The sequence below is a fragment of the Providencia sp. PROV267 genome, assembly GCF_028477825.1.
GTDB classification, from domain to species: Bacteria; Pseudomonadota; Gammaproteobacteria; order Enterobacterales; family Enterobacteriaceae; genus Providencia; species Providencia stuartii.
This window is the reverse complement of the sequence record NZ_JAMPLX010000009.1, coordinates 178167-203785: the sequence shown is the minus strand read 5'-3', so window position 1 is coordinate 203785 and position 25619 is coordinate 178167. Positions and strand designations below refer to the sequence as shown.

Below are 25619 nucleotides of genomic sequence, written 5' to 3'. Positions count from 1 at the left end.
TATATTTTAACGGATACGATATCGGCTAGGTAATTCACTAAAGCCAAAGCCGTTGGTCTTTTTCACGGGGATCTGTACAGAAATTCGCTCTTTCATCGCTTCAACATGGCTAATTACCCCAATCGTTTTTCCGGATGCATTCAGGCTTTCTAACGCATCTAAGGCAATATCTAATGTTTCAGGGTCGAGTGTGCCAAAGCCTTCGTCGAGAAATAAAGACTCGAGTTGAGTTTTGTTACTCACCATATCCGATAATGCGAGAGCAAGCGCTAGGCTGACTAAGAAACTTTCTCCGCCAGAGAGGGTTTTAATATCCCTGATAGTATCGGCCTGCCAGCCATCAATCACTTGTAATTCCAGATCCGCATTATGATTACGTTTTAGCAAATAGCGACCATGTAGCTTATCCAAGCGCAGGTTAGCGAGAGAAATGAGGCAATCAAAGGTTAACCCTTGCGCGTAACGGCGGAATTTATCTCCTTCTGCTGAGCCAATCAGTTCGCAGAGATATCCCCAATCTTCATAGTGGGATTGGCTCTGCTCGATTTCTTGTAATAAGCCACGTTGTTGGTGACGTTGTTGTTTGTCTGCTTCGAGTTGGCTGAAGATCTGCCCCTGTTGTTTATTGAGATTTTTAATCTCCTCATCAAGCTGAATAATTGCTTGCTGCCACTCCTCCAAGCTTGCCTCAATATGATCATCGGGCTTTTGGGCCAAATGTTCTTGTCGTGCGCGCTCACCTTCTTTATAACGGGTTTGCGCTTGTAAACGTGACTGGAGTAATCGTTGTTGCAATTGTTCAAGTTGCAGCTTTTCATCCGGCGCTAATAGTGCGGCTAAGAATGCTTGCTGTGTTGCAAATGGGCTAGTCGAAAGGGCATGCTCGAAGCGCTGCTGTGCTGTGGTTAACTGATATCGTGTCTTTTCTATCGTTGTGATGACCTCGTTAAGGCTGCCTTTTAGAGAAGCTAAGTGTTTTTCATGATGCGTGACCTGCTCATTAAGTTGTTGTTGCTGATGAGCCAGTTTGTTTTGCTGATCTTGCAATTGACCCATAAATTGTGAAATAGATTGCCCATCAAGTAATAGCTGCCGTGCCGCCTGTTTTTGTTCAACCTGTTGTTGTACCTGTTGCAATTGCTGTTGCGTATTTTCTAGCCGTTTACTTAAATGGGTTTGTTGAGCTAACTCAACTTGCAACGTCGCCTCAGCGACCGCTATTTTTTGGCTAATATCTTGCGCACTTTGTTTTTTCGCAGCATATAGCTGACCACGCTGCTCTAGTAACGTAAACCACTGTTCAAAACTTTTGCTTTCAGGCAACCTAAATTCAGCCAAAGCCCCGTGGAGCTGTTGCTGCTGCTGATTATGGCGCTGTTGGTGTACGACATGCTCTTTTTGTGTTTCATCAATAAGTTGGTGCTGATGCTTAATTCGTTCAGTAAGCAAGGCGAGCGAGGATTGTTGCTGTTTATTTAATGACTGCTGCTCATGTAATCGGTGTTTAAGTTGTTGATATTCACGTTCGAGGGCGGTGAACGCCTGTAATGACTGCTGTTTCTCTGATAACTGTTTTTGGATATCCGTGAGCAACTGCTCTACGGCAGCATGAGTCGTGGTCAGTTCAGGGGCGAGAGCCTTCTGGCACGCGGTCATCCATTGTGTTCGCAGTTGACGCTCTTGAGCTATAAGCTGCTGTTGTGCCTGTTGATTTTCTGCTTGGCGCTGCATTTCTCTTTGCAGTAGCGACTGTTGAGTGACTTGCGTTTGCTTAAGCTCTTCTAACTGTTTGGTTAATGCGATTAAGCGCTGTTCAGTTTGCGTTGGCTCTACAGATTGATATTGTTCAATTGCAGGGTGTTCGGTAGAGCCACAAAGTGGGCAAGGCTCACCCGCAATAAGTTGTTGGCGCTCCTTTTCTAAACTGACGATTTTCTGCTCTAAGCGTAACCGCACATTCAAATCTGTTAAATGAGGCTGAAGGTGCGTAATTTGTATTTCAGTTAGCTGGAGCTGCTTTTCAGCCTGAGAAATTGATTGGGTTAGCTCCTCTTGCTGGTGTTGTTTGATTTTTAATTGGTTTTGCTGCTCTTGCCATTGAGATAACAATAAAGGTAAAAGTTGGGCATGTTGTGATCTGGTGTGTAGCTGTTCTATTGATTGATTAAGTTGTTCAATATCTTGTTTTTCTTGCCACTCTAGATAGCGACTTTCAACGAGTTGATATGCCGCAGTATCCTGTTCAAGTTGGTGCTGCGTTTGGGCATTTTGCTCAATTTGCTGTTGTTGCTCGCTAACTAATGCTGGCTGCTCTTGTTGCAGTAGTTGTTGTTTTTGCTCTAAGGCTTGTACTTTTTGACTCAATTCATCAATAAATTGACCTTGTTGCCGCCATAAACCTATTTGTTGGGTAATAGCCGCATCTTGGGGATGTTGCTGTAGGTAATGTTCAATTTGCTGTAACTCTTCACGGTCCAAATGAGCTTGATGTTGGGTTCGAGTAATTAAGCTGTGCTTCGATTGATATTCCGTGTGATATTGCTCTTTTTGTTCTGAAATTTCTTTAATCTGTTGGTGTAGATGAAGAATCGCATTATCTAATGGGCGAACGTGGGTATCGATCAACACGGTTTGCTGCTGAACATAATTTTGGTGCTGGCTATGCTCATGTTGGACTTGAGCAAGTTGTGCTTGTAAAGGCGCAAGTTGTTGAGTGTTATTTTCACACTGTTGCGAAAGGCTCTGTTGCTTCTCTAATAATTCATTTAATGCCTGTTGTTGGCGTTCCACATCCTGCCATAAAGGACGCAAATTTTCGGCAGGCAGATTGTCTGAGAGTTTTTTAAACTGAGGCTCAGCGTCTTGATATGCCTTTTCAGCCTGCTGTTGATCAAGCTCTAACTGATGTAAGCGGGCAGTTAACTGTTGTTGGCGTTGCTGCCAATATAACGCTTGTTGGTTTTGCGTTCGTTTTTGATTAAGCTGCCTTTCTTGGTCTGCTAATACGGTTTGTTGTTCGATGAGGGCTTGATGTTCGCTTTCGGTGAGCAAATGAATGCTTTGCGCTCGAGCTTTTAAAATCTCTAAATCATTTTTGACCTGTTTGTGCTGGCGATAGATATAGCTGGATATTTGACTATAAATTTCCGTGCCGGTGATCTCTTCTAACAGATCGGCTCGCTCTTTTTCGCTCGCATTTAAAAAGGCGGCAAAATCCCCTTGTGAAAGCAAAATAGACTTTGTAAACCGTCCGAAATCTAGCCCTGTGATCTGAACAATTTGTTCTCGTATGTCACTGACTTTTTCCGCAATGATTTTGCCGTCACTGACAGTCGCTAGCTCGGCTTTTGGCGGTTGTAATTTTCCTTCTGGCTTGTTGCTGGCTCGTCGTTGGCTCCAAAATGCGCGGTAAGCGATACCTTTGACCTCAAATTCCACCTCAGCCAAACACTCGCCAGTATGGCGTGTCATAAGCTCATTCTGTTTAACGGATAGCGTACTTAAACGAGGTGTTTGGTGATAGAGTGCGAGACAAATAGCATCTAGTAAGGTGGTTTTACCTGCTCCAGTAGGGCCTGTGATCGCAAACAATCCTTGGCTAGCAAACGGCTCTTGGGTGAAGTCAATTTTCCATTCGCCTTTTAGAGAGTTAATATTTTTTAGGCGTAGACTTAAGATTTTCATGAATTTCCCTCTAACTCAGCACGCAAAGCGTCATAAGATTGCCTAAAGAGTACTAATAAGCGCTGCTCTTTTTCTTTATCATCTAGCGACTCTTCCGCTAAACGACGCAAAAATACCTCTTCGGCGGTAAGCTCATTTAAGGTTTCATTAGCGAGAGCTTGTTGGGGGTTTTGTGGTTTACGTGCACGGCGTAACAATACAACTTCAACGGGTAAGCCTTTGATAATACTTTCGATACGTTGTTGGATATCAGCAAGATAGTCCTGTGAAGCGACTTCGATATCTAACCAAACTGGGGGCGTATCTGGCTTGATAGAGAGTGCATGTAACTGATTTTGAATGTCTGCAAGTGACCCTTTTAGTGTTTGCAAAGGTTGAAAAGTTGGGATCGCAAGTTGGTGGATTTGCGACAGTTCGCGGCCATCAAACTCCACTAAGCAAACACTTTTTTGTTGGTTCGCTTCATCAAAGCTTAATGCAATCGGTGAACCAGAGTAACGAATATGTTGCTGTTGACCAATAACTTGCGGACGATGAATGTGCCCCAAGGCGATATAGTCAGCCGGAGGGAAAGCGGCAGAGGGAAATGCGTCTAAAGTACCAATATAGATATCACGCACAGAGTCCGTCAATTCAGCCCCGACAACCGTTAAATGCCCCGTTGCGATAATTGGGATATCTAACCCCATAGTTTGCCGCTGCTGCTCGGCAAGCTGATAGCTAGCTTGGTAATAGTCACGAATGGCTGTTTGTAATGATAGCTGCTTCTCTTCACTGCTCTGTCCTGCAACACTTAATTGAATATCTCTAGGGCGTAGAAAAGGGATCGCACACAACAGTGCTCCGGGTTGCCCTTGTGCATTCTTTAATGTGATCACATGGGGCGTTGCTCCTGAAGTGACGACATCCGTATTCAAATAGGCAAGCAGTGAACTGGTTTCATTTAAGACGGAAACAGAGTCATGGTTACCACTTAGGATCACCAATTGGCAACCTGTTTGCTGTAGCGAGACGACAAATTGATTATAAAGCTCACGGGCATAACTTGGGGGGGAGCCGGTATCAAAAATATCTCCCGCAACAATCATGGCATCAACTTGATGAAGTTTGACCTGCTCAATAAGCCAAGTTAAAAACTGTTGATGTTCGGCTGCGCGGCTTTTAGTGAAAAAATACTGGCCAAGGTGCCAGTCAGAGGTATGGATAATACGCATGAAGGCCCCTTCCTACGGCTTTATATGTATACTATGCTCAGTATACCCTATCATGACCCTTTAAGGGGATCTCTGAACAAGCAGACAATTCAATGTGATAACGATAGGCGAAGCAGCAGGCGCGACAATGTAAAGTATGACGAGAATGTTTCACTTAAATGACAATTTACCGCTAATATAGAAAGGATTATTGTTATTTGATGACGGTATTCATAATTCTGTCATAAAAGTGACGCATAATGCTTTCACTTTTAATGATCTCTTCTTATTTACAGGATTAATCATGGCAAGACGCATTCTAGTGGTTGAAGATGAAGCGCCCATCCGAGAAATGGTTTGTTTTGTATTAGAGCAGAATGGTTTTCAGTCGATTGAAGCTGATGATTATGATTCCGCCATCGCGCAGTTAGTTGATCCATTACCCGACCTTGTTTTATTAGACTGGATGATCCCTGGTGGTTCAGGCATTCAAGTGATTAAACACATGAAACGTGACAGTGATACGCGCGATATTCCTGTGATGATGTTAACCGCAAGAGGGGAGGAGGAGGACCGCGTAAAAGGCTTGGAAGTAGGGGCGGATGATTACCTAATAAAGCCGTTTTCACCCAAAGAGCTTGTCGCTCGTGTGAAAGCCATTCTACGCCGTATTTCCCCGATGGCAACAGAAGACATTATTGAAATGAACGGGTTAACACTAGACCCAACGTCTCATCGGGTCAGCAGTAATGACACTCCTATTGATATGGGGCCGACGGAGTATAAGCTGCTGCATTTCTTTATGACTCACCCTGAACGAGTATATAGCCGCGAGCAGTTACTCAATTATGTATGGGGAGCGAATGTGTATGTTGAAGATAGAACGGTTGATGTGCATATCCGCCGCCTCAGAAAAGCCTTGGAGGCTGAAGGGCATGATAAAATGGTTCAAACAGTGCGTGGTACTGGTTATCGCTTCTCAGTGCGTTACTGATCAATAACAGGAGATACCAGTGCTTGAACGCCTATCATGGAAACAGCTAATTTGGGGGCTGTTTTTATTCATCTTACCTGCATTAATCTTATCGATTTTTATCGGCCATCTTGCATGGCTTTTAGTCATCTCATTGACCGCAGCGCTGATTTGGCACAGTTATAACTTGATGAAGTTGTCATATTGGTTATGGCTTGATCGGAGCATGCTGCCCCCTGATGGTAAAGGCGGCTGGGAGCCAATCTTTTATGGGATCTATCAGCTTCAGCAGCGCAACCGAAAACGTCGGCGTGAATTAGGGCAGTTGATCAAACGCTTTCGCAGTGGCGCAGAATCTCTCCCTGATGCCGTCGTAATGATGACTCTTGAAGGGAATATTTTTTGGTGTAATCGCCATGCTCAACATTTATTAGGTTTTCGCTGGCCGGAAGATAGCGGGCAACCGATTTTTAATTTATTACGCTATCCAGATTTCAGCCGTTATTTTACATTACAAAACTATGAACAAGCGTTAACGATAGAGCTAAACAGTGGCGCTATTGTTGAATTTCGTGTCTTACCCTATACCGAAGGTCAGCTATTAATGGTTGCGAGGGATGTCACGGAAAAGCGCCGATTAGAAAAAGCACGTAGAGACTTTTTTGCGAATGTCAGCCATGAACTACGCACACCACTAACGGTGATCCAAGGTTATCTTGAAGTATTAGATGATCAAGAAAATGCCTCAGCTGCCAACAAAAAAGCGTTAACGGTAATGCAAGAGCAGGCGCATCGAATGGATAATTTGATTAAACAACTGTTACAGTTATCTCGCATTGAAGTGGCGCCTCATATTAATTTAGATGAGCAGGTAAATATTCCTGTAATTTTAAAAATGATTGAACAGGAAGCGATGAGTTTAAGCCAAGGGCGGCAACAGTTTAAATTTATGGTTGATGAAAAGCTGTATGTTTACGGTAATGAAGAGCAGCTTCGTAGTGCGGTGGCTAACTTGGTCTATAATGCCATTATGCATACACCGGAAGGGACAACGATCCAAGTCAGTTGGCAGAAAACACATAATGGGGCACGTTTTGGCGTTGCTGATAATGGGTTGGGGATCCCCCCAGAGCATATTCCACGTTTAACTGAACGTTTCTACCGTGTTGATAAGGCGAGGTCTCGCCAAACAGGGGGAGGAACGGGGCTTGGTTTAGCGATCGTCAAACACGCTTTGCAGCATCATAATAGCCAATTAATGATAACCAGTCAGTTAGGCAAGGGGAGCGAATTCTCTTTTACCCTGCCTCCTGTATTGATCGTATCAGACAAAAAAACAGCTAAAACACTTCATTAAAGACGTGACATACCTCGATGAGAGCGGCAAACAGCCGTTCTTATCGACCCAATCCAACATATCATTATCACCGCCAGATATGTCGCTCCTTCTTATTTAAAAAATGAATCTCTCTATATTTGTGATGGGTTATTAAAAATTTCTGTTTTCTAAAAAACCTATATTTCGCTTTGCAAAACCATAATCGATTTAAAAGATAAGATAAATAATGGTTTAATTGGTTGTTTTTTGTTCAAATCATATAGCGCATATTCTTATTTTACTGACAGTAATCACTAGTTATAAAAAATACTTTAGAGATTTATTCTTGTTTTTAGGTTTGCTATTGCCTTTTTTCCCTATAAAAGTTTTACTTGTAGCCAGTTATTGGCGATTTTTTCTGTTTTTTGATTTTTAATCTTGCCTGATGTGATAAATCGTACACATTGTATTGTTTATCAACTTGTTAATTAGAATTCTATACCGCCATTTATAATTCAAAGAGTTACTGATTGGTTACTCTATATTTTCTAACACCGTTACAAAGATTTAACATAAAATATGGCTCATCGTTTAACATCCAGAGATATTCTTGCCTTAGGTTTTATGACCTTTGCGCTCTTCGTTGGTGCTGGAAATATCATATTTCCACCAATGGTTGGCTTACAGGCTGGCGAGCAAGTGTGGACTGCCGCGCTAGGCTTTTTGGTTACAGGTGTGGGGTTGCCTGTTTTAACCGTTGTGGCATTAGCCAAAGTGGGTGGGGGTATTGAAGCCCTAAGTACACCTGTTGGTAAAACGGCGGGGCTATTGCTTGCTGTTGTTGCTTACCTGTCTGTTGGCCCGCTATTCGCCACGCCTCGCACTGCGACGGTTTCTTACAAAGTGGGGATTGCACCGCTACTTGGTGGCGAATCAGATATATCATTATTAATTTATAGTGCAGTCTATTTTGTGCTGGTCATCGGTATTTCTCTATACCCAGGTAAACTGCTGGATAGTGTAGGTCACATACTGGCACCTGTAAAAATGTTAGCCCTTGCTATCCTTGGTGTTGCGGCTGTGCTTTGGCCGGCAGGTCAACCTATGTTATCAACAGATGAATACCGCGATATGGCCTTCTCAAATGGCTTTATCAATGGCTATTTGACGATGGATACATTGGGAGCAATGGTCTTTGGTATCGTGATTGTTAATGCGGCTCGTTCGCGAGGTATCGAAAACTCCTCACTGCTGACCCGCTATACCATGTGGGCGGGGCTGATTGCGGGAGTGCTACTGACACTGGTTTACCTTTCACTATTTAAATTAGGTGAAAACAGCGCATCCATTATTCCAAACCCTCAAGATGGTGCTGATATTCTGCATGCCTATGTTCAGTATACATTTGGTAACTATGGTAGCTTCTTCCTTGCCGTATTGATTTTTGTTGCCTGTATGGTGACGGCTGTTGGTTTGACCTGTGCTTGCGCGGAGTTCTTTAGCCGCTATGTGCCAATCTCTTACCGCACGCTAGTTTTGGTACTTGGTGCATTCTCCATGGTCGTTTCTAATCTTGGATTAAGTAAACTGATTGCGTTTTCTGTTCCTGTATTAGTGGCGATTTACCCACCTTGTATTGTGCTTATTTTATTAAGCTTTACTTTAAAGTGGTGGCGTAACCCAAGTGTGGTGGTTGCCCCAACCATGTTGACCAGTTTTATTGTGGGGTTAATTGGTGCAGCGAAAGCGTCAGATCATCTGAAAACGTATATTCCTGATTGGATGACTGGAATTCCGTTATATCAACAAGATTTGGCATGGTTATTACCATCATTTGTGGTGTTAATTGTAGCGGCAATTTGTGACCGAGTGATCACACCCGCAGCCGAACATAAACAAGCCTAAAAATATCAATATTCAATAATAGAAAAAGGAGCTTATTAGCTCCTTTTTTACTTCTTATTCTGACGGAAAAATATCATAAAAAGAAAGGTTTAAAATAAAAATAGTGCTTTTAATTGCAGTTATTACTTATTGTGATATTAATAATATAAATATGTAGACAAGAGTCATCTGTGATCTTTTGTTTATAAGAAATAATCTGCTATTGGAGCCTTGCATGAAAAAAAATGTTGCTAGCGTGATTGTTGATATTCTCCAAAATTCAGGTGTGAAGCATTGTTATGGCATCGTTGGTGATACTTTAAATTATGTCACGGATGCGATACATGAAAGTAAGATGGAGTGGATCCATGTAAGGCATGAGGAGGTTGGGGGATTTGCCGCCGGTGCCGAATCCTTTATTTCAGGCCAACTCACCGCATGTGCAGGCTCCTGTGGACCTGGAAGCTTACATTTTATTAATGGATTATATGAATCACATCGCAATGGCGCGCCTGTTATTTTGATTGCAAGCCAATTAGATACTAATACAACCGATAGTTCTTTCCCTCAATACGTCGATTTTAAATCCGTTTATAGTGAATGCTCAGTATTCTGCGAAGAAATTATTAGCCCTGATAAAGCGATTGAAGTGACAAAAAATGCCATTAGTGCAGCTTTAAGTCAAAAAGGTGTCGCTGTTATTATTCTTCCAGTAAATATAAGCAAGTCTGAAATAGACTATCCAAATAAAATAGCCGTCAATTATCATCAACCGCGAATTATCCCTGCTCAAGAAGATATTAAAGCGCTGGCAGATGTATTAAATAAAGGTAAGAAAATAGGTATTTATGCGGGAATTGGTAGTAAAGATGCCAGAGGAGCACTTCTTCAATTGGCAGAAAAATTAAAAGCGCCAATTGCACATACCTCACGAGCCAAAGATTTTATTGAATATGATAACCCATATAATGTGGGAATGACGGGAATGATCGGTATTGAGTCCGGTTTTACCATGTTAAAAAACTGCGATACTTTGCTGCTGTTAGGTACTGATTTCGCATGGCCTCAATTTTTCCCTGAAAAAGCAACCATCGTACAAGTTGATATTAATTTAGAAAATATCGGTAAACGCCACCCTGTCAATTTAGGGCTTAATGGTGATGTCAATGAAACCTTATTGCAATTATTGCCTTTAATTGACAATAAAACCGATGATGATTTTTTACGTAAATCTGTCGATTTGCACAAAAAGACACTCGAAAAAATTAGCTGGCTAGAAAAAGGGGCGAAAGCTCATGTCATCCACCCTCAATACCTTGCTCAGCTACTCGATAAGCATGCAGATAGCGACGCTATTTTTACGGCAGATGGGGGTTCTGCAATGGTTTGGATGCTGCGCTATATCAATACCAATGGGCAGCGAAGAACATTAACGAGCTTAAAACATGGCACCATGGCTAACGCAATGCCTCAAGCATTAGGATTGAAAAAAGCGTTTCCTAATCGCCAAGTGATCTCTATGTCAGGTGATGGTGGGTTAGCGATGCTATTAGGCGATCTACTCACTATGACGCAAGAAAAATTGGCGGCAAAAATCGTTATCATCAACAATAAATCGCTTAACTTTGTTGAATTAGAACAAAAAGTTGAAGGGTTATTGAATAACTATACCGATTTAGAAAACCCTGATTTTGGTAAGCTGGCGAGTGCGTTAGGGATGTTTGGTGAATCAGTTGAATCCCCAGAAGCATTGGAGGACGCTGTTATCCGCTTCCTAAATTATAATGGCCCAGCGGTATTAAACGTGCATACTTCACCGAATGAATTGGTTATGCCACCGAATGTAGAGCTTAATAGTGTTGTCGGTATGGGGCTTTATACGGCAAAAGCGGTTTTACATGGTCGTAGTGAAGAAGCGATCAGCCTTATTGTGGATAATTTTATTCGTAAATAACGCAAGGTAATTTCAGGTCGTGGGTCAACATCAAGGTGTTTGGCTGCGGCCATAAGAGATTGTGAAAACCATTAAAAATATCAATTTGTTGATTTTTTAGTAGATAACACTAAGCGGGTCTCCCCACTTAGCTAATCATTTAAATGGCGGGTTATCCCGCCATTTGTTTTAAGTGTGGATTTTAATCGACACCAACGGCTTTACCGGCTGGACGACGAACATCATTTGAACCGTAGATATAGCCTTGGCGAACTTTGCCTGAAACTGCGGCATCATTGCCTGATGAGTCTGTTTTATCTCCTTTAGCATCCGGTACGGGTACCATAATTAACTCTGCTGCGCCCCATGGTGTTTGTTCTACCATTTTGTAGCCCATCTTATCGAGCAACGCTAAGGTATCTTTAGAGACACCACGCTCCTCATAGTAAACTTCATCGGGTAACCATTGATGGTGGATACGTGGTGCGTTCACGGCTTCTTGAGGAGGCATTCCATGGTCAATGATATTCAGGGCGGTTTGCAATGTGATTGAAATAATCCGTGACCCGCCTGGGGAGCCGAGTACTAAGAACACTTTACCATCTTTGGTCACTATGGTTGGGCTCATCGATGATAGTGGGCGCTTACCAGGAGCAATCGCGTTTCTTTCACCTTGAACTAAACCATACATATTTTTCTCACCGACTTTGGTGGTGAAATCATCCATCTCATCATTTAAAAAGAACCCTGTACCAGGCGGGATCACCACGGAGCCGAAACGGCCATTGATGGTATAAGTCGTTGAAACCGCATTACCTTTGTCATCGACAACAGAGTAATGAGTGGTTTCTGGTTTTTCATGTGGCCCTACACCGGGTTGGACTTGTGTTGATGGCGTTGCTTGGTTAGGTTTGATCTCTTTACGTAGCTCTTCTGCGTAGGCTTTACTCAATAACTTGTCGGTTGGGTTATCGACAAATGCCGGATCGCCTAGGAAAGTGTTTCTATCCATGTAGGCATGGCGCATTGCCTCTGTGAGAGTATGAATATATTCTGCCGAATTGAACCCCATCTCTTTAAGGTTATAGCCTTCTAAGATATTGAGTGTTTGGCAGATGGTTACCCCACCCGAGCTAGGTGGCGGTGCTGAAATAAATTTATAGCCTCGATAGGTACAGCTAATTGGTGTGGTGTCGGTGATCGTATAATTAGCAAAATCTTTTGCGGTTAAGATCCCCCCATTCTTTTTAGACGCTTCTTCTACGATCTTCGGTATTTCGCCTTCATAGAAAGCTTTAGGGCCTTCTTTCGCAATTTTTTCAAGGGTATTGGCTAAGTCGGTTTGTACTAACAGATCGCCAGGTTGAAAGGCACTACCATTAGGTTTTAAAAAAATGCGTGCGACTTCTGGGTCTTGCTTAAAGCGATCGACAGTGGTATCTAGGACATCGGTATCTGCCCGCGTTAAAACAAAACCTTCTCTGGCTAATTTAATTGCCGGCTCCATGACTTGCTGGCGGCTCATTGTGCCATATTTTTCGAGCGCATAATCAAGCCCTTTTACCGTTCCCGGAACCCCCGAAGCGAGGTAACCATAGAGGCTGGCATCTTTTATTAAATTACCATTCTTATCTAAGTACATATTAGCGCTAGCGGCTTCTGGGGCGGTTTCTCTAAAGTTGATAAAAAGATCTTTGCCATTAGCAAGGTGAATGGTCATAAATCCGCCGCCACCAATATTCCCACAGCATGGATTAACCACGGCTTGGGCATATCCCACAGCAACAGCCGCATCAACTGCATTACCGCCTGCATTAAGGATGTCGGCACCAATTTGAGAGGCTAGGTGTTGAGAAGACACAACCATTCCTTTTTTGGCCTCGACAGCAGGTTCTGAGGCGGCAAAGAGTTGAGGTGAGATAAGCAGTGAAAGTAATAGGACAGAGGGGCGCCATGATGTTTTTATCATTCGTATCTCCCGATGAATAAAATGGAATGGGCTTTTTATGAAATTGAGTAACACAATTAACTAATGTGATTCATTTGTTAATTAATTGTGTTCTTTATGTATAGCATAAAATAGCTGGAGAGACTGAAAGATACAATCGAGAAATGTTAACAATGTAGTGAAAAAATTAACTTAAAAATATAAAACAATGGGTTAAGCAGAGCCTGATCGTGGCTCTGCTTAGGGAGACCAATTTATTTTTGGTTGAACAATGCAATATGGATCCAGCCGTTATTGGTCAGTACCAATGGGCTTTGTTGTGATTTTTCAGCACGCTCTTGGGTTGATTTGATTTGTGGGTAGGCGGCAATGACTTTTTCATTTTTGGCCCAAGGTGCCACATCTTCAATTTTTTGTTTAAAGTTAGCGATAGAGATTTTTTGACCACCGCGCTCAGCTGGCTCTGTGAAATTCGTGACTTCAGTGACCACTAACTTACCTGTACAGAAGCTGCCACGCCCAGAAAATTCGGCTTTTGCTTCATCAAAGAATTTTTGACCTTCACTCGTTAAGGTAAATTCAACACCTTCACCTGTTTGTTCTGTTCCCCACATATCTTTGATAACGACTTTTTTTTCTGATTTGTTTAATAATCCAGCATCAACCAAACTATCTAATTGTTCTATTTTTCGAGTATTTGCTTGTGCTAAAAGCTCAGCAGGGAATGGGCCAGTATTGATACAAATAGCCGATTTAGTATCGAGATAATCTTGAATGGATTTTTTGAAATTACTTTCAGAGGCTGTTTGGTTGTTATCACAGCCTGCAAGCAAAGTACCAGCTATAACAACCGATGCTAACAGTTTAAATTTCATCGTTTTTTTCCTACTTTACGATTGACGCTATATTGAGTTAAAAATGTAACTATTTATGGATAAATGTAACCATATTATAAATAGCAGTCCTGTAAAAGTATGGTGCGCTATATATCCTCAGATATATTGTTCTTTAGCATCAATTAAGAACTTTCTAGCAATAATTATTTGAAAAAAGACGAATAAAAAGCAGAGAATAAAGTAAAAGCGGGCAAATGGGATTGTCAAAAATAAAAAATCGGCATAAACCGAAGTTTATGCCGATCCATAAAAACAGTAAACGCTATGAATTATAGGCCAGTTGCGTTTTTAGTCAGGTAGTCAGCAACACCTTTAGGTGATGCGTTCATGCCTTCTTTACCTTTTTCCCATTGCGCTGGGCAAACATCACCGTGCTCTTCGTGGAATTGCAGCGCATCAACCATACGCAGCATTTCATCGATGTTACGGCCGAGTGGTAGGTCGTTAACGACTTGGTGACGCACAACGCCATTTTTGTCGACCAAGAAAGAGCCACGCAGAGCAACGCCAGCTTCTGGGTGCTCAATGCCGTATGCTTTCATGATTTCACGTTTGACGTCAGCAACCATTGGGTATTTCACTTCACCAATACCGCCGTTATCAACAGGAGTTTTACGCCATGCGTTGTGAACGAATTCAGAGTCAAAAGAAACACCGATTACTTCCACACCACGTTTTTTGAATTCTTCATAACGGTGGTCGAACGCGATAAGTTCTGAAGGACAAACAAAAGTGAAGTCCATTGGCCAGAAGAAGATCACCGCTGGACGGCCGTTTAGGTGATTTTTCAGGTTAAAGTTGTCAACAATTTCACCGTTACCTAGAACAGCTGCAGCAGTAAAGTCAGGGGCTTGACGTGTTACCAGAACCATAATTTACTCCTATGAGTTTGAATTAAAGGTTTTATATCCATAATAGTTTAAACCACTTATTGGACCGCGTTAGGTGCCTAGTGATAGCGCTATTTTGCTGCTAGGAAGCCTTTCGCTGGTTGCCAACAAACCGTTCAAATTATTTAGGCAATATATCAAGAGAGAATATGAAATTCCCTACAAAGAATAAAGGTATAAATACCAATCGTTGTGATAGTTTTTATCTATCAATTATACTTATTTAACAAATTGATATCAATACAATAGTTTTATTACGGTAAAGTACAAGTGATAATTGATCAAGGCTTCAGTGTTGTGAGGTGACCGACAAATATTCCTTGTTCAGCCTGTTGTATCATTTGCGGATAAAACTGGAAAAAAATCTGTTCAAGTGGCTTATATTGCAATAAAAAGTCATCAAAAGAGCCGCTAAGCGCATGTAGTTTAGGCCGCCGACGTGCCATTCCATTCAATGATTGCCCTATATATGTTTTATCTGCATAGCGAATTAACCAATTTTGGGGCCAGAGAAACTCATTTAACTCCTGAAACTTTTCAGGCGTATGACGCAGATTAGGTTCAATTTGGCGACGTGCATAATAGATAAAATCGGCCAATCCGATAGTTTGTTCGATTTTAGACCAATGCAATGAGAGGAAATGATCCCATACAAGGTCAAGTGTGATCGGCGCGACCCGACGGTAATCCGGCCTGAACAGTGCGCGCGCTTCTTTGACTAAAGGGTGAGAGTCTGTCGCCTTATCAACAGCTCGATGCATAGTGATCCCCGCGACAACATCGGGCGCATAATGGCCTTCTGGGTTGCCACGAACGAAGTCGGCCATGATATTGCCCAATAGGGAGCTATTCGCTTTATAGGCAAGATGCAAGTGAGCAAGAAAGTTCATGTTGATATCATATACTCGATGCTTGGTAAATTATAGCCCGTTTACTGTGCACGCATCTTTAGATGTCTATGGTCTGTTGTTTTAACACGGATCTGAAATTGCCTAGAGATATCCGTTTAGCACGAAATCGAATAGCAAACAGCGATGCAGCGATGACATAAGGAAGAAAATTTTCGTGACTTGAGAAATATTTGTTAAATATTGAAGGTTTTTTCGGCAAAAATACGCTTATTTCTTGCGCCTTTGAGTGCTCAGCACTAGACTAGTCGCCTGTTTTTTTAGATTGAAGTTAAGACAATGCGTGTTTCCGATTTTACTTTTGAGTTACCTGAAGAATTAATTGCCCATTATCCTCAAGCGCAGCGAAGCGCATGTAGACTGCTAAGCCTTGATGGCCCAACGGGGCAGCTCACGCATGGTATTTTTACGGATATCCTTGAGAAACTGTCACCCGGTGATCTGCTGGTGTTTAACAACACGCGTGTCATTCCAGCAAGGCTATTTGGTCGTAAGGCGAGCGGTGGCAAAATCGAAATGCTGGTCGAACGAATGCTGGATGAGCATCGCGTACTTGCTCATATTCGGGCATCTAAAGCCCCGAAAGAGGGTGCAGAGCTGATTTTAGGTGAAGATGAAAGCGTTAATGCGACTATGGTTGCGCGCCATGGGGCTTTATTTGAAGTGCAGTTTGATGATCAGCGCGATGTATTGAGTATCCTCAATGAAATCGGGCATATGCCATTACCACCTTATATCGACCGCCCTGATGAAGAATCGGATAAAGAACTGTATCAAACCGTTTATAGCCAACGTCCTGGCGCGGTTGCAGCTCCTACCGCTGGCTTGCATTTTGATGAGCCTTTATTGGATGCACTACGTGAAAAAGGCGTTGAAATGGCGTTCGTCACCTTACACGTCGGCGCGGGAACCTTTCAACCCGTGCGTGTTGACACTATCGAAGATCATGTCATGCATTCTGAATATGCAGAGGTGCCACAAGAGGTTGTGGATGCCGTATTGGCATGTAAAGCGAGAGGTAACCGTGTGGTCGCTGTCGGAACCACTTCTGTACGCTCATTAGAAAGTGCGGCAAAAGCGAGCCAAGATGCGCTCATTGCCCCATTTTTTGATGATACCCAAATCTTTATTTATCCAGGGTTTGAGTATCAAGTGGTTGATGCTTTGATCACCAACTTCCATTTGCCAGAATCGACACTGATTATGTTAGTTTCTGCATTTGCTGGATATCAAAATACTATGCAGGCCTATAAAGAAGCAGTAGCACAAAAATATCGTTTCTTTAGTTATGGTGATGCTATGTATATCACGCGTAATCCTGATGCTCGTTTTGAGCAGATTGGGCAGTAATGTGAGTTAGATAGGCGGTGGATAAGCTGCTCGCCTGTGAAAGTTAATATCAGCAACAGACTGTTTTTCTGCTGCTAGGAGAAATAAACGTGAAATATGAATTACAAACCACGGATGGCAATGCGCGTCGTGGGCGCTTGATTTTTGAGCGTGGCGTGGTGGAAACCCCCGCTTTTATGCCTGTTGGTACTTATGGAACAGTCAAAGGGATGACCCCAGAAGAGGTCAAAGAAACAGGTGCACAAATTCTGCTTGGTAACACCTTCCATTTATGGTTGCGCCCAGGGCAAGAGATCATGAAATTGCATGGTGACTTACACGATTTTATGCAATGGCAAGGTCCTATCTTGACTGACTCAGGCGGTTTCCAAGTCTTTAGCCTTGGTGCTATGCGTAAAATTAAAGAAGAAGGTGTGCATTTCCGTAACCCTATTAACGGTGAAAAAATCTTCTTAAGCCCTGAAAAGTCAATGGAAATTCAATACGATCTCGGCTCAGATATCGTGATGATTTTTGATGAGTGTACGCCATATCCTGCCGATTGGGATTACGCGAAGACATCCATGGAGATGTCCTTACGTTGGGCTGCACGTAGCCGTCAACGCTTTGATGAATTAAACAACAAAAACGCACTATTTGGCATCATTCAAGGTAGTGTTTACGAAGATTTACGTGATATTTCAGTTAAGGGGCTGGTAGAGATTGGCTTTGATGGGTACGCTGTAGGCGGCCTCGCGGTAGGCGAGCCAAAAGAAGATATGCATCGTATCTTAGAACATGTATGCCCACAAATTCCGGCGGATAAACCTCGCTATTTAATGGGGGTTGGTAAACCGGAAGATTTAGTTGAAGGTGTTCGCCGTGGCATCGATATGTTTGATTGTGTGATGCCAACACGAAATGCGCGCAATGGTCATTTATTTGTCACGAATGGCGTGGTAAAAATTCGCAATGCGAAGTATAAATCGGATACTTCAACACTCGATCCTGAGTGTGATTGCTATACTTGCCGTCATTATAGTCGTGCGTATTTACACCATCTCGATCGTTGTAATGAAATTCTTGGCGCAAGGCTAAATACCATTCATAATTTGCGTTATTATCAGCGTCTAATGGCTGGTATTCGTCAAGCGATTGAAGATGGTAACTTTGAAGAGTTTGCGAAAGATTTCTATCAGAAGATTGGCAAAAGCCAACCTTCATTAAATATGGAATGAATTTAAGTGCGAAATGAGCTTAATCTGTGTAGCATATTAAGCTTTGCTGTACTTATGTTTTAAATAGCGTTCAATAACAATGAGGAAAGTTGAATGAGTTTTTTTATTTCTGAAGCAGCGGCATCTGCAGGCGCGCCAGCACAGGGCAACCCGTATACGATGATTATTATGCTCGCCGTGTTTGCTTTGATCTTCTATTTTATGATTTTACGTCCACAGCAAAAACGTGCTAAAGAGCATCGTAAACTGATGGAGTCAATCACTAAGGGCGATGAAGTTTTAACAACAGGTGGTTTGATTGGTCGTGTAACCAAAGTTTCTGATAATGGTTATGTTGTTCTTGAACTGAGTGAGAACACCGAAGTAACTATCAAACGTGATTTCGTTGCTGCTGTTTTACCTAAAGGCACAATGAAAGGTATTTAATTTCTGATTTTTCCCGAAGGGAACTGCCGTGCTAAACCGTTATCCTTTGTGGAAGTATCTGATGCTGATCGCTGCGATCCTCATCGGTCTGCTTTATGCGCTTCCAAACCTATATGGTGAGGATCCGGCTGTTCAAATCACTGGCGTGCGGGGAACCGCCGCCAATGAGCAAACGCTGATCCAAGTCCAAAAAACGTTAGAAAAAGACAATATCCAGAGCAAATCTATTGCCTTGGAAAATGGGGCTGTACTTGCCCGATTCAACAACCCGGATATTCAATTGCGCGCTCGTGAAGCACTGGTTAGCGCTCTGGGTGACCAATATGTTGTTGCATTAAACCTTGCACCTGCAACACCTAAATGGCTAGAAGCTGTTGGTGGTGAGCCGATGAAACTCGGTCTAGACCTGCGTGGTGGGGTTCACTTCCTCATGGAAGTCGATATGGACACTGCATTAAGTAAATTGCAGGAACAAAACATGGACGGTATACGTAACGATTTGCGCCAAGCAAAAGTTCCGTACTCTTCTATCCGTAAAGGCGACAATTACAGCGTTGAGATCCGTTTCCGTAATGCTGATGATCGTAGCCAAGCAGAGAAAATACTCCTTCGTAAGTTCCAAGATCTTGTATTTTCTAATGGTAACAATAATACCATGACTGCAGTTATGACGGATGAGCGTCTACGTGAGGCTCGTAACTATGCCGTATCTCAAAACATTACCATTATTCGTAACCGTGTAAACCAATTGGGTGTTGCAGAACCTCTTGTTCAGCGCCAAGGTGCGGAGCGTATTGTTGTTGAGTTACCTGGTATCCAAGATACCGCGCGTGCCAAAGAAATTTTAGGGGCAACGGCAACCTTAGAGTTCCGTTTAGTTAACCAAAGTGTTGACCCAGCAGCGGCAGAAAATGGCCGTGTGCCGGGCGATTCTGAGGTTAAGTATGATCGTAATGGCTTCCCTTACGTTCTGTATAAGCGAGTCGTCCTGACTGGTGACCACATCACTGACTCAACTTCAGGTAGTGATGAAAATGGTGCGCCACAAGTAAGTATTGGCCTTGATAGCGCGGGTGGCTCTGTCATGTCTGATTTTACCCGTGACAATCAGGGTAAACAAATGGCAACGCTGTTTGTTGAATATAAAGACAGCGGGAAAAAAGATGCCGAAGGCCGTGTAATTTTGATGAAAGATGAGAAAGTGATTAACGCGGCGAATATTTCTGCGCGTTTCGGAAGCCAATTCCGTATCACGGGGATCACTGATCCAAACGAAGCTCGTCAATTGTCGCTATTGCTACGTGCTGGTGCGTTAATTGCGCCAATCCAAATCGTTGAAGAGCGTACTATTGGGCCGACTCTTGGTTTACAAAACATTGAACAAGGTCTAAAAGCTTGTTTAGCTGGTTTGTTCGCTTCAATCTTATTTATGATTATTTACTATCGTAAGTTTGGTTTGATTGCGAGTACGGCGTTGTTTGCAAACTTGATCATGATTGTTGGGGTGATGTCCTTGTTACCAGGCGCCACACTGACCATGCCAGGTATTGCCGGTATCGTACTGACCCTTGCTGTCGCCGTCGATGCTAACGTTTTGATTAACGAACGTATTAAAGAAGAGTTGCGCAATGGGCGTTCAGTCCAGCAATCTATTCATGAAGGCTATAAAGGCGCTTTCTCAAGTATTATCGACGCAAACCTGACTACACTTATCACTGCAATTATTCTGTATGCAGTGGGTACAGGGTCAATCAAAGGCTTTGCAATTACGACAGCTATCGGTGTCGCCACCTCTATGTTTACAGCTATTATTGGTACACGTGCTATCGTGAACCTGCTATATGGCGGTAAACGTATCAACAAGCTGTCAATTTAAGGAGCACGTTGTGGCACAGGATTATACTGTTGAACAATTGAACTATGGTCGTAAAGTCTATGACTTTATGCGCTGGGACAACGTTGCCTTTGGGATTTCTATTGTATTACTGATCGCATCTATCGCGATTATTGGGATGAAAGGCTTTAACTGGGGCCTTGACTTCACTGGTGGTACAGTCATCGAAGTCAACCTGAGTCAGCCAGCTGATTTGGATAAAATTCGTGACAGCCTTTCTAATACGGCTCACAAAGATCCTTTAATCCAAAATTTTGGTAGCAGCCGTGACATCATGATCCGTTTACCACCTATTGAAGGGGTTGCAGGTCAAGAAGTCGGTAAAGAGATCATCACTATCATCAATAAAAATGTTGATGAGCAAGCGACAGTGAAGCGTATTGAATTTGTGGGGCCTAGTGTTGGGGCAGAACTTGCTCAAACAGGGGCACTTGCACTGTTAACGGCGCTTATCTGTATCTTGATTTATGTTGGTTTCCGCTTTGAATGGCGTCTAGCGACAGGTGCAGTATTAGCACTTGCCCATGACGTTGTGATTACGTTAGGTATTCTATCTTTGTTCCATATTGAGATAGATATGACCATCGTGGCGTCATTGATGTCCGTTATTGGTTATTCACTGAACGACAGTATCGTTGTATCTGACCGTATCCGTGAAAACTTCCGTAAAATTCGTCGCGGTACACCGTATGAAATTATGAACGTCTCTTTAACACAGACCTTAAGCCGTACCATTATGACATCTGCAACAACACTGTTAGTGGTGCTGATGCTGTATATCTTCGGTGGCGCGATGTTAGAAGGCTTCTCATTGGTCATGTTAATCGGTGTAACCATCGGTACGATTTCATCTATCTATGTGGCTTCTGCACTAGCACTGAAAATGGGTATGAAACGTGAGCACTTACTTCCACCGAAAGTTGAGAAAGAAGGTGCTGACCAAGAGTCTTTACTACCGTAATCCCCATTGGGTGAAAGTCGGTGGCTTAGGTGACTGAATGAAAGCCGTCTGGTGTGTTCTAAAAAGATGGCTTAAACATGAAAACACCCCGTTAGACTGCAAATGTACAGTCTTGCGGGGTGTTTTTTATTAAGCTCTGGGTTACACTGTTTACCCGAAATAAGAATCAGGAAACACTATGCACTGCCCATTTTGCTCTGCTGTAGATACGAAAGTAATTGACTCGCGTCTGGTTGGAGAAGGCTCTCAAGTGCGCAGGCGTCGTCAATGTCTGCTTTGCCATGAACGCTTCACCACCTTTGAAGTGGCGGAACTTGTTATGCCACGGGTAATTAAAAGTGATGAAGTACGCGAACCCTTCGATGAAGAAAAGCTAAGTCGTGGTATGCAAAAGGCCTTGGAAAAACGGCCCGTAAGTGCTGATGCCGTTGAACAGGCCATTATTTCTATCAAATCACAACTACGTGCAACAGGGGAACGTGAAATCCCTTCTAAAATGATTGGTAATTTAGTGATGGATGAACTGAAGAAACTGGATAAAGTGGCTTATATCCGCTTTGCTTCAGTCTACCGTAGCTTTGAAGATGTACGGGAGTTTGGCGAAGAGATCGCTAAATTACAGGATTAAGAACATGATTGAACAAGACCGCATCTATATGGCGCGGGCACTTGAGCTTGCCCAAAAAGGCCGTTTTACCACTTCACCAAATCCTAATGTGGGTTGCGTTATCGTACGTGATGGTGAAATTGTTGGTGAAGGGTATCACCAAAAAGCGGGTGAACCGCATGCTGAAGTTCATGCCTTACGCATGGCAGGAGAGAAAGCGAAAGGCGCTACCGCCTACGTAACATTAGAGCCATGCAGCCATCACGGTCGTACCCCACCTTGCGCTGAGGCTTTGATTAATGCGGGTGTTCGTCGTGTTGTGGCAGCAATGCAAGACCCCAATCCTCAAGTTGCAGGTCGGGGATTATATATGCTTTCTCAAGCGGGGATTGAAACCGCAAGTGGCGTATTGATGGAAGAAGCGGAATCATTAAACCGTGGATTTTTAAAGCGTATGCGTACAGCATTCCCTTATGTTCAACTGAAACTTGCAGCCTCCCTTGACGGCAAAACGGCCTTAGAATCAGGTGAAAGTAAATGGATCACGTCAGCAGCAGCAAGGCAGGACGTACAGGTATTGCGTGCGCAAGCGAGTGCAATTTTGAGTACCAGTAGTACTGTGCTGGCAGATAACCCTTCACTGACCGTACGTTGGAATGAATTACCTGCCGAGATACACGCTGTTTATCCGCAAAGCACATTGCGTCAACCAATTCGTATTGTTTTAGATAACCATAATCGCGTCACGGCGGAACATAAGGTCACCCAATTGGCAGGTGAATGTTGGTTAGTTCGCTCTCAACCCGAGCCTGATGCGGTTTGGCAGGGGCAAGTTGAACAGCTTGCTATTCCATCTGATGATAATGGTATTGACCTTGTGATCTTGATGATGCAGTTGGCTAAACGAAATGTGAATAGCGTTTGGGTTGAAGCAGGACCAATACTCGCTGGCTCATTGCTAAAACTTGGTTTGGTGGATGAGCTGATTGTCTATATTGCTCCTAAATTATTAGGGGATACAGCGCGAGGTTTGGTGAATATTCCAGCACTTGCACATTTGTCAGATGCACAAAAATTTGAATTTACTGATGTGCAGAAAGTCGGTGATGACCTGCGTGTCAGGCTACGTCCTGTGTGGTAATAAAAGTTTTTTATCATTTTGCTAAAATTCAACCACGCGATTAACGAAAGAATGTGATAAAATCCGCGCCCCGCGGGTTATAATTAATATTAAAGGAAGGCTATGAACGTAATTAAAGGTGTTGTTGCCGCGCCACAAGCGCGTGTCGCCATTGCAATCGCTCGTTTTAACAACTTTATTAATGATAGTCTGCTGGACGGTGCTGTTGATGCTTTAGAGCGTATCGGCCAAGTGTCTCAAGATAACATCACTGTTGTCTGGGTGCCAGGCGCTTACGAGCTACCATTAACCGTTAAAGCACTGGCCGAAACGAAAAAATACGATGCTGTTATTGCATTAGGCACGGTGATCCGTGGTGGAACTGCGCATTTTGAATATGTTGCAGGCGAGTGCAGTTCAGGTCTTTCTCATGTCGCAATGAACAGTGAAGTGCCAGTCACTTTCGGTGTTTTGACGACTGAAAATATTGAGCAAGCCATTGAACGTGCTGGTACTAAAGCTGGCAATAAAGGCGCTGAAGCTGCTCTGACGGCATTAGAAATGATTAATGTACTTAAAGCTGTAAAAGGCTGATTTAGTTTTTATTTAAGGGGAATCTTGTGAAACCTGCTGCTCGTCGCCGCGCTCGTGAGTGTGCTGTACAGGCCATTTATTCATGGCAATTATCCGGTAATAATGTTTCCGATGTGGAATATGAATTTATTGCTGAACAGGACATGTCTGACGTTGACGTTATTTATTTTCGTGAACTGTTGTCGGGAGTCGCCAATAACGCTGCTAAGCTTGACCAGCTAATGGCTCCTTTCCTATCTCGCCAGCTTGAAGAGTTGGGGCAGGTAGAGAAAGCGATTTTACGTGTTGCTATGTATGAACTAAGCTACCGTGAAGATGTGCCTTATAAAGTTGCAATTAACGAAGGCATTGAACTAGCCAAAGTTTTTGGTGCTGAAGATAGCCATAAATTTGTGAATGGTGTTCTCGATAAGGCTGCGCCTTCTGTTCGTCGTAAAAAATAAAAATTGATCAGGGTTCCCTCCTGTAATACTACAGTAGTAATGAGGTAGGCTGGGTTCCGGCCTATCTTTGTCTTTTATGTCTAATTATCAGTGATGAAGTTGATAACTGGGCATAGCGAAAATGGAAAAGCTACCATGTCATATGGCGAATTTGACCTCATCGCGCGTTACTTTAACCGTCAAACAACAAACAGACGGGATGTGAATATTGGTATTGGTGATGACTGTGCGTTGATGACCATCCCAGAAAAACAGCAGCTTGCTGTGAGCACCGATACATTAGTTTCTGGTATCCACTTCCTTCCTGAAATTTCTCCAGCCGATCTTGCTTACAAATCATTAGCGTCTAATTTAAGTGATCTTGCTGCTATGGGAGCAGATCCGGCATGGGTTTCTCTAGCGATCACACTACCTCATGTTGATCCAGATTGGTTAGAGCAATTTAGCGATAGCTTATTTGAGCAAATTAACTATTACGGTATGCAGCTAATTGGCGGTGATACAACGCGTGGACCAATGAGCCTAACTTATACCGTACATGGCTTAGTACCGAGTGGGAAAGCATTGTCACGCTCAGGAGCCCGTAATGGCGACTGGATATACGTGACGGGCACACTAGGTGACAGCGCTGCGGGTTTAGCAATATTACAGGGGAAATTAGATATTGCTGATGAGAGCCAAAAGTCATGGCTAATTGGGCGTCATCTGCGTCCTCAGCCGCGTATTTTACAAGGGCAGGCGTTACGCCACTTAGCTTCTTCCGCGATTGATATTTCTGATGGTTTAATTTCCGATCTCAATCATATCCTCAAGGCTAGCGGCTGTGGCGCTCGTATTAATCTTGATGCTTTACCACTTTCCGAGGCGTTGCAACAAAACTGCTCTGTAGAGCAAGCACGCATTTGGTCGTTAAGTGGTGGTGAAGATTATGAGCTTTGCTTTACGATCCCTGAAGTTAATCGTGGTGCTTTAGAAGTAGCATTGGCTCATACAGGCGCTAATTTTACGTGTATTGGTCAAATAAAACCGCAATCAGAAGGGATCAGTTATTATTGTGATAATCAGGCGGTTGATGTTGCCCTTAAAGGGTTTGATCATTTTGCATTAACGGATGTTAATAGTTAAGTTGATAAAATAATCATGCTGTTTAGTGAACCCGTGTCAGTGATTGAGGCGGGTTTTTTATTTTAAGCGATCAAAAAAGATCTTTTTGTTATCGTAATAATCCGTGTTGTTATTTTATATAGGTTACAAAGAGGTCATTACCGTGATTTTTTATAGAAAAATATAATAGGTTCTAGATAGAGGATATTAAAAATAGCGATTAGAAAATTAGAGGGAATTACTTAATCTATTGAATCTATTTGATTTATTTTCTTT

At 42.9% G+C, this 25619-nt stretch carries 20 protein-coding genes; 14 read left to right on the top strand and 6 right to left on the bottom strand.

The genetic code is table 11. The features are described from left to right. Positions 1-6: 6 nt before the first annotated feature. Positions 7-3684, bottom strand: a complete 3678-nt coding sequence (locus PR709_RS07890) for an AAA family ATPase (protein WP_272570847.1) — start codon at positions 3682-3684, stop codon at positions 7-9. Beyond that, a complete protein-coding gene (gene sbcD, locus PR709_RS07885; protein WP_102957334.1) occupies positions 3681-4898 on the bottom strand; it encodes an exonuclease subunit SbcD in 1218 nt (405 codons plus the stop codon). The genes PR709_RS07890 and sbcD overlap by 4 nt, the downstream gene beginning before the upstream one ends. Positions 4899-5181: 283 nt before the next feature. Between sbcD and phoB the strand changes: the two genes are divergently transcribed. The 4 genes from phoB (at position 5182) to PR709_RS07865 (ending at position 11006) form a co-directional block, all read left to right on the top strand. Next, the gene (gene phoB / locus PR709_RS07880) at positions 5182-5871 is read left to right on the top strand and encodes a phosphate regulon transcriptional regulator PhoB (protein WP_014656785.1); all 690 of its coding nucleotides are present in this window, start codon (positions 5182-5184) and stop codon (positions 5869-5871) included. Between the two features lie 19 nt (positions 5872-5890). Continuing rightward, entirely contained in the window at positions 5891-7207 is a 1317-nt protein-coding gene (gene phoR / locus PR709_RS07875) for a phosphate regulon sensor histidine kinase PhoR (RefSeq protein WP_004926950.1), read from the top strand. Positions 7208-7747: 540 nt separating this feature from the next. Continuing rightward, positions 7748-9073, top strand: a complete 1326-nt coding sequence (gene brnQ, locus PR709_RS07870; RefSeq protein ID WP_272570846.1) for a branched-chain amino acid transport system II carrier protein — start codon at positions 7748-7750, stop codon at positions 9071-9073. A gap of 214 nt (positions 9074-9287) precedes the next feature. Further along, on the top strand, positions 9288-11006 hold the full coding sequence (locus PR709_RS07865; RefSeq protein ID WP_060560965.1) for a thiamine pyrophosphate-dependent enzyme: 1719 nt from the start codon (positions 9288-9290) through the stop codon (positions 11004-11006). A gap of 181 nt (positions 11007-11187) precedes the next feature. On the opposite strand, the gene ggt is transcribed toward PR709_RS07865, so the two are convergent. From ggt to PR709_RS07845, 4 genes are all read right to left on the bottom strand, one after another. Beyond that, entirely contained in the window at positions 11188-12954 is a 1767-nt protein-coding gene (ggt, locus tag PR709_RS07860; protein ID WP_004926960.1) for a gamma-glutamyltransferase, read from the bottom strand. A gap of 233 nt (positions 12955-13187) precedes the next feature. After that, positions 13188-13808 (bottom strand): hypothetical protein, encoded by a 621-nt coding sequence (locus PR709_RS07855; RefSeq protein ID WP_004926962.1) that lies wholly within the window; start codon positions 13806-13808, stop codon positions 13188-13190. Between the two features lie 290 nt (positions 13809-14098). Continuing rightward, a complete protein-coding gene (locus PR709_RS07850) occupies positions 14099-14701 on the bottom strand; it encodes a peroxiredoxin C (RefSeq protein WP_004926964.1) in 603 nt (200 codons plus the stop codon). 299 nt (positions 14702-15000) lie between these two features. After that, positions 15001-15609 (bottom strand): acyl carrier protein phosphodiesterase, encoded by a 609-nt coding sequence (locus tag PR709_RS07845; RefSeq protein WP_014656782.1) that lies wholly within the window; start codon positions 15607-15609, stop codon positions 15001-15003. Between the two features lie 297 nt (positions 15610-15906). Between PR709_RS07845 and queA the strand changes: the two genes are divergently transcribed. The 10 genes from queA (at position 15907) to thiL (ending at position 25364) form a co-directional block, all read left to right on the top strand. After that, the gene (gene queA, locus PR709_RS07840; protein ID WP_036941828.1) at positions 15907-16977 is read left to right on the top strand and encodes a tRNA preQ1(34) S-adenosylmethionine ribosyltransferase-isomerase QueA; all 1071 of its coding nucleotides are present in this window, start codon (positions 15907-15909) and stop codon (positions 16975-16977) included. Positions 16978-17066: 89 nt separating this feature from the next. Next, positions 17067-18194 carry a tRNA guanosine(34) transglycosylase Tgt gene (gene tgt / locus PR709_RS07835; protein WP_004926970.1) on the top strand — a complete coding sequence of 376 codons (1128 nt, stop codon included), beginning with the start codon at positions 17067-17069 and terminating at the stop codon, positions 18192-18194. A 93-nt stretch (positions 18195-18287) separates the two neighbouring features. Then, positions 18288-18620, top strand: a complete 333-nt coding sequence (gene yajC, locus PR709_RS07830; protein WP_004926971.1) for a preprotein translocase subunit YajC — start codon at positions 18288-18290, stop codon at positions 18618-18620. Between the two features lie 28 nt (positions 18621-18648). Further along, positions 18649-20496, top strand: a complete 1848-nt coding sequence (gene secD / locus PR709_RS07825) for a protein translocase subunit SecD (RefSeq protein WP_014656779.1) — start codon at positions 18649-18651, stop codon at positions 20494-20496. 10 nt (positions 20497-20506) lie between these two features. Beyond that, the gene (secF, locus tag PR709_RS07820) at positions 20507-21475 is read left to right on the top strand and encodes a protein translocase subunit SecF (protein WP_014656778.1); all 969 of its coding nucleotides are present in this window, start codon (positions 20507-20509) and stop codon (positions 21473-21475) included. A 178-nt stretch (positions 21476-21653) separates the two neighbouring features. Then, on the top strand, positions 21654-22103 hold the full coding sequence (gene nrdR, locus PR709_RS07815) for a transcriptional regulator NrdR (protein WP_004926977.1): 450 nt from the start codon (positions 21654-21656) through the stop codon (positions 22101-22103). A gap of 4 nt (positions 22104-22107) precedes the next feature. Then, positions 22108-23223, top strand: a complete 1116-nt coding sequence (ribD, locus tag PR709_RS07810; protein WP_088499025.1) for a bifunctional diaminohydroxyphosphoribosylaminopyrimidine deaminase/5-amino-6-(5-phosphoribosylamino)uracil reductase RibD — start codon at positions 22108-22110, stop codon at positions 23221-23223. 102 nt (positions 23224-23325) lie between these two features. After that, positions 23326-23796, top strand: a complete 471-nt coding sequence (ribH, locus tag PR709_RS07805; RefSeq protein WP_004926982.1) for a 6,7-dimethyl-8-ribityllumazine synthase — start codon at positions 23326-23328, stop codon at positions 23794-23796. 26 nt (positions 23797-23822) lie between these two features. Then, positions 23823-24239: a transcription antitermination factor NusB gene (nusB, locus tag PR709_RS07800; RefSeq protein ID WP_004926984.1), complete on the top strand. Its 417-nt coding sequence runs from the start codon at positions 23823-23825 to the stop codon at positions 24237-24239. Positions 24240-24374: 135 nt separating this feature from the next. Continuing rightward, a complete protein-coding gene (thiL, locus tag PR709_RS07795; RefSeq protein ID WP_014656776.1) occupies positions 24375-25364 on the top strand; it encodes a thiamine-phosphate kinase in 990 nt (329 codons plus the stop codon). Positions 25365-25619: the final 255 nt, after the last annotated feature.

Bases quoted from the DNA above. Each gene is read 5' to 3' on its own strand.
- sbcD (WP_102957334.1), bottom strand. From the start codon at position 4,898: ATGCGTATTATCCATACCTCTGACTGGCACCTTGGCCAGTATTTTTTC.
- PR709_RS07850 (WP_004926964.1), bottom strand. From the start codon at position 14,701: ATGGTTCTGGTAACACGTCAAGCCCCTGACTTTACTGCTGCAGCTGTT.
- phoB (WP_014656785.1), top strand. From the start codon at position 5,182: ATGGCAAGACGCATTCTAGTGGTTGAAGATGAAGCGCCCATCCGAGAA.
- nrdR (WP_004926977.1), top strand. From the start codon at position 21,654: ATGCACTGCCCATTTTGCTCTGCTGTAGATACGAAAGTAATTGACTCG.
- thiL (WP_014656776.1), top strand. From the start codon at position 24,375: ATGTCATATGGCGAATTTGACCTCATCGCGCGTTACTTTAACCGTCAA.
- ribH (WP_004926982.1), top strand. From the start codon at position 23,326: ATGAACGTAATTAAAGGTGTTGTTGCCGCGCCACAAGCGCGTGTCGCC.
- brnQ (WP_272570846.1), top strand. From the start codon at position 7,748: ATGGCTCATCGTTTAACATCCAGAGATATTCTTGCCTTAGGTTTTATG.
- ribD (WP_088499025.1), top strand. From the start codon at position 22,108: ATGATTGAACAAGACCGCATCTATATGGCGCGGGCACTTGAGCTTGCC.
- PR709_RS07845 (WP_014656782.1), bottom strand. From the start codon at position 15,609: ATGAACTTTCTTGCTCACTTGCATCTTGCCTATAAAGCGAATAGCTCC.
- queA (WP_036941828.1), top strand. From the start codon at position 15,907: ATGCGTGTTTCCGATTTTACTTTTGAGTTACCTGAAGAATTAATTGCC.
- ggt (WP_004926960.1), bottom strand. From the start codon at position 12,954: ATGATAAAAACATCATGGCGCCCCTCTGTCCTATTACTTTCACTGCTT.
- yajC (WP_004926971.1), top strand. From the start codon at position 18,288: ATGAGTTTTTTTATTTCTGAAGCAGCGGCATCTGCAGGCGCGCCAGCA.
- PR709_RS07855 (WP_004926962.1), bottom strand. From the start codon at position 13,808: ATGAAATTTAAACTGTTAGCATCGGTTGTTATAGCTGGTACTTTGCTT.
- PR709_RS07865 (WP_060560965.1), top strand. From the start codon at position 9,288: ATGAAAAAAAATGTTGCTAGCGTGATTGTTGATATTCTCCAAAATTCA.
- PR709_RS07890 (WP_272570847.1), bottom strand. From the start codon at position 3,684: ATGAAAATCTTAAGTCTACGCCTAAAAAATATTAACTCTCTAAAAGGC.